Source organism: Rhodococcus sp. P3_B8 (assembly GCF_056402775.1).
Genome location: NZ_JBFUGT010000446.1, coordinates 1 through 4,134, shown reverse-complemented (window position 1 = coordinate 4,134; position 4,134 = coordinate 1). Strand labels below are relative to the sequence as shown.

Sequence of the window (4,134 nt, the reverse complement as noted above, 5' to 3'; positions counted from 1 at the left end):
CTACGCTCCGCGGTCCTCGCACCCGCACGGCGGATGCGAGGAGAGAGGAGACTGAGGGCGTGGCTGACGACAAAATTGCGCTGGTTGTGGTGGATGCTGCGAACGTCGTCGGCTCGCGACCTGACGGTTGGTGGCGTGATCGTGCCGGTGCGGCTCGACGATTGCTCGCCAAGCTCGGCACCCTCGAACAGCGCCTGGACCAGCCCGTCGAGGTGGTGGTCGTCCTCGAGGGCGCGGCGAAGGCCGCGGTCACCGGTGAGACCAACCCGGAATTCGAGGGCCTGCACGTGGTATCGGCGGTCGGTTCGGGCGACGACGCGATCGTCGACGTGGTGGCCGCAGCCGCCGAGGAGGACGGCGACCGGCCGATCACCGTCGTCACCGCAGACCGAGAACTCCGCGACCGAGTCGAGGCACTCGGGGCCAGAACAATCGGTCCGCGCTGGCTCCTGGACCACATCGACTCCTGACGGTCTTACCACTCAGCGGCGGTGCGGCGACCGCTTTCCGTCGGGGGTGGCCACGAGGTCGAGGATGCGGCCACGGACCTTCCTCCGCACCAACCCCCACCGCCCGTGATCGGCCAGGGCGGCACGAGCCGCGTTGTATCCACACATACCGTGGACACCGCCGCCCGGATGGGTGGCCGAGCTGGCCAGATACAGCCGGTCGATGGACGTGTAGGGCCCGGACGAACCCGGGGTCGGGCGGAAGACGAGCTGCTGGTACAGCTGGGCGGTGCCGCCGTTGACGGCGCCGCCGTGCAGGTTCGCATTGCTCGCCTCGAGGTCACTTGGACGCTGCACATTGCGCCCCACCACGCGCTCGGCAAATCCCGGCGCGTGCGATTCGAGCATCGCGTCCACTCGGTGCCCCAGCAACTCGGCCGATTCGTCGTCCGTGATTCCCCGCGGCAGATGCGTGTAGGCCCAGGCGCTTTCGGTTCCCTCGGGCGAGCGGCTGGGATCGGACGTCGTCATCTGACCGAACAGCAGGAACGGGTGGGTCGGGATCACCCCTGTGGTCAGGTCGGCCATCCACCGGACCAGTCCGTTGTCGTCGGCGCCCAGATGCACGGTTCCGGCGGATTCGAGGCTCCGCGACCGCCACGGAATCTTGCGGTCCAGAGCGTAGTTCACCTTGACGACGGGGGTATCCCATTCGAACTTCTCGAGGTCTGCACGGACGCCCGCAGGGACAGCGGAGGAATCCAGCAGCCGTCCGTAGAGTGCGGGCGCGGAGACATCGGCGAGCACCGCGCGCCTGACCAGATAGCGGTCGCCGCCCGCGGTCCGAACCTCTGTCGCCACTCCCCCGGTTGCCTCGATCGACGTCACCTCCTCGCCGCACCGAATTTCCGCGCCGTTCCGTCTCGCTCGTTCCGCCATCGCGGCGGAGAGGGCGCCGGCCCCACCGACCGGGACGACGTACCCGTCGTCCTGCGCGAGCATGGTCAGGAGATATCCCATGACTCCGCTCCCCGGTGCGTCGACCGGGGTGTCGGCGTGCATTGCGTTGCCCAGCAACAACACCCGGGCCGATTCTCCGTCGAACAGCTCGTGCGTCATCCGGCGTGCGGGCAGCATGAGGAAACGCAGGAGCCGGAGAGCTTCCGCGGTGCCGAGCTGCGACAACAGTCGCCGTGGTCCCCGTACAGGCGGAAACGGGCTGAACAGGGTGTCGAGGAACGGTTCCTTCACGTCCTTCCACTGCTCGAAGAGGCGGAGCCACGCCTGTCCGTCCCCCGGTTGCCTGCGCTCGAGGTCGGCCGCGGTGTCTGCCGGATCCCGGTGGATCAGCGGGGCGTCGTCGTCGTGCGGGTGCCTGGGGTGCCCGACCGCGGCGGGCGCCTGGCTCCATCGCAGACCGACACCTTCGAGGTCGAGGTGCCGGATCGCCGGTGAGACCGCTGCCAGGGGATAGAACGCACTGAACAGGTCGGTGCGGAAACCCGGGAAGAGTTCGGCCGACCTGACGGCGCCACCCGGCTCGGGTTGTTGTTCGAGGAGGACGACGTCCCAGCCGGCCTCCGCCAGGGTGGCCGTTGCGGCGAGACCGTTGGGTCCGGCCCCGATGACGACAGCGTCGACAGTCCGCACTGTCACGGCGTCAGGGTTTCGTGTTTCGCTCGGCGAGGAACGAGAGCCGGCGTAGACACTCCAGATTTCGCGGGAGGACCGCGAGGTCTTGCGCCGTCTGCGGAACCCACTTCAACGGAACGGAGGCTGCGGCCTCGGACATCCGGAGGTGGCAGCCGGATCCACGCGGCTCGAGTCGCAGTCGCACGACAGCTTTCGTAGGCGTCACCTGGGCGAGCAGCCGAAGTTCACGGTCCTCTTCGGCGAAGAGGACCTCGGTGGAGTCGTCGATCAACGCGGGCCAGGCGCCGACGGAATGGTGCAGACGGCTCCCGACGGCGGGCCATTCGGCGGAGACGGCACGCATGCGTGACGCTCCGACCACCCAGGACGGGTACAGCCACCCGTTGGCGAGAACGGACCACACGTCCGAAGCCGACGCCGACGTGTCGTGTTGTGCCTCGATGACGACCACTCCCTCGAATGAGTACTTGACGGACTCTCCGCGCTTACCCACGTTCATCGCATCGAAAACTGTGGTTTGCTCGAGCCTATGTCTGAGGAATCCGCGCCCACCACCCGAGCAGCGCTGTTCGACGTCGACGGCACCATGGTCGACTCCAATTACCTGCACGTCCGAGCGTGGCAGCGGGCGTTCCGGGAGGTCGGGCACGATGTGGACGCGTGGCGGGTGCATCGTGCGATCGGACTGGATTCTTCGCTTCTCCTGCAATCGCTTCTCGGTGACGATGCGGACGAGCTCGGGGACCGCGCGAAGGATCTCCACACGACGTATTACCTCGGCGCGCGGGACAGCATGCGGCCGCTGTCCGGGGCACGGGAACTGATCCGGGAATTGCACGGGCGCGGTGTGCAGGTCGTCCTTGCCACTTCCGCCCCGGAGGAGGAGCTGGATGTGCTGCGGGAGATCTTGTCGGTCGACTCGTACATCGCTCACACCACGTCGTCCGAGGACGTGGACCATGCCAAGCCGGATCCTGGGGTGGTCCGTGCGGCGATGGACCGAGCGTCCTCGTCGCCCGACACTGCGGTGATGGTGGGCGACGCTGTGTGGGACGGCAAGGCGGCGTCCCGGGCCGGTGTCTCGTTCGTCGGTCTCCTCAGCGGGGGTATTTCCCGCGCCGAGTTGACGGAGGCCGGCGCGGCGGCGGTGTTCGAGGACGCACAGGACCTACTGGACAACCTCGAGTCCAGTCCGCTGGCGAAGCTGCTGGTGTCCTAGGCTCCGCGCGACGACCACGCCTGCGCGATCTCGGGATACGCGTCGGCGATCTCGTCGACACGCTCGTCGGTCGCGGTGTCTATCTCGGCTCGGTGGCGCTGCGCTGTGACCAACGGACCCTCCGATCCCCCGGATTCGGAACCACCGGCAGGCGCGTCCGCCTCCCATTCGTGGATCACCTCGTCGAGGCGCAGTGCGACGAATTGCTTCTTGCTCTCAGCCATCATCTGTTCCTTTCGTTGCGTTCGCAGGCGGCGTGCTTTCAGTGCTGCGCTCCTACGCCCTCCCCGGCCGCGAACCGCGATTCCGAATCGGTGACCAGTCCGATCGACACAAGGGGGCGGGGGAAGAGCAGATCGGTGAGGTAGGCGAGAGCGACCGCCCAGCGATTGGCCGCGTTCGGCATGGCGTACAGGTGGTAGGCGCGCGTGACCACCTTCGCGAGGAACCCCGACAGCTGGATGCCGAGAGGATTCGCGACGGCGAACCCCGGGCCGAGATCCACGACGAGACCCATGTCGCGGTGGCTGTACGGTTTCGGGTCGCCGACGCCCAGGCTGGCCGCGACGTTGCTGGCCAGGGCCTGCCCTTGCCGGACGGCATGCTGGGCGGTGGGTGGGGTGATCGACCCGCTGTTCTTCGGATCGGGAACAGCTGCGGCGTCGCCGCCCGCGAACACGTCGGGATGCCCGTCCACCGAGAGGTCGGGGCGCACCGTCAACCTCCCCTTCTCGGTGGGTAATCCGAGCGTGTCGATGAGGGGGCTGGCGGTCACTCCCGTCACCCAGGCGACGGTGCGGGTGGGGATCACGG

At 67.9% G+C, this 4,134-nt stretch carries 6 protein-coding genes; 2 read left to right on the top strand and 4 right to left on the bottom strand.

Features of this window, described 5'->3' with window-relative positions:
* The first annotated feature begins 59 nt into the window (after nt 1-59).
* Nucleotides 60-470, top strand: coding sequence for an NYN domain-containing protein (locus AC1D1G_RS42555; RefSeq protein ID WP_283332464.1), 411 nt, complete (start codon nt 60-62; stop codon nt 468-470).
* Nucleotides 471-482: 12 nt separating this feature from the next.
* On the opposite strand, the gene AC1D1G_RS42550 is transcribed toward AC1D1G_RS42555, so the two are convergent.
* Together AC1D1G_RS42550 and AC1D1G_RS42545 are read right to left on the bottom strand one after the other, a co-directional pair.
* Nucleotides 483-2,105: a phytoene desaturase family protein gene (locus AC1D1G_RS42550; RefSeq protein WP_477956636.1), complete on the bottom strand. Its 1,623-nt coding sequence runs from the start codon at nt 2,103-2,105 to the stop codon at nt 483-485.
* Nucleotides 2,106-2,109: 4 nt separating this feature from the next.
* Nucleotides 2,110-2,553, bottom strand: coding sequence for an SRPBCC family protein (locus AC1D1G_RS42545; RefSeq protein WP_317567508.1), 444 nt, complete (start codon nt 2,551-2,553; stop codon nt 2,110-2,112).
* 78 nt (nt 2,554-2,631) lie between these two features.
* Between AC1D1G_RS42545 and AC1D1G_RS42540 the strand changes: the two genes are divergently transcribed.
* On the top strand, nt 2,632-3,321 hold the full coding sequence (locus AC1D1G_RS42540; RefSeq protein ID WP_477956635.1) for an HAD family hydrolase: 690 nt from the start codon (nt 2,632-2,634) through the stop codon (nt 3,319-3,321).
* Here the strand turns inward: AC1D1G_RS42540 and AC1D1G_RS42535 are convergent.
* Together AC1D1G_RS42535 and AC1D1G_RS42530 are read right to left on the bottom strand one after the other, a co-directional pair.
* Nucleotides 3,318-3,545 carry a hypothetical protein gene (locus AC1D1G_RS42535; protein WP_280783156.1) on the bottom strand — a complete coding sequence of 76 codons (228 nt, stop codon included), beginning with the start codon at nt 3,543-3,545 and terminating at the stop codon, nt 3,318-3,320. The genes AC1D1G_RS42540 and AC1D1G_RS42535 overlap by 4 nt on opposite strands.
* A gap of 38 nt (nt 3,546-3,583) precedes the next feature.
* Nucleotides 3,584-4,134: NAD(P)/FAD-dependent oxidoreductase (locus AC1D1G_RS42530; protein ID WP_477956634.1), on the bottom strand; the 551-nt coding region annotated here is incomplete at its 5' end.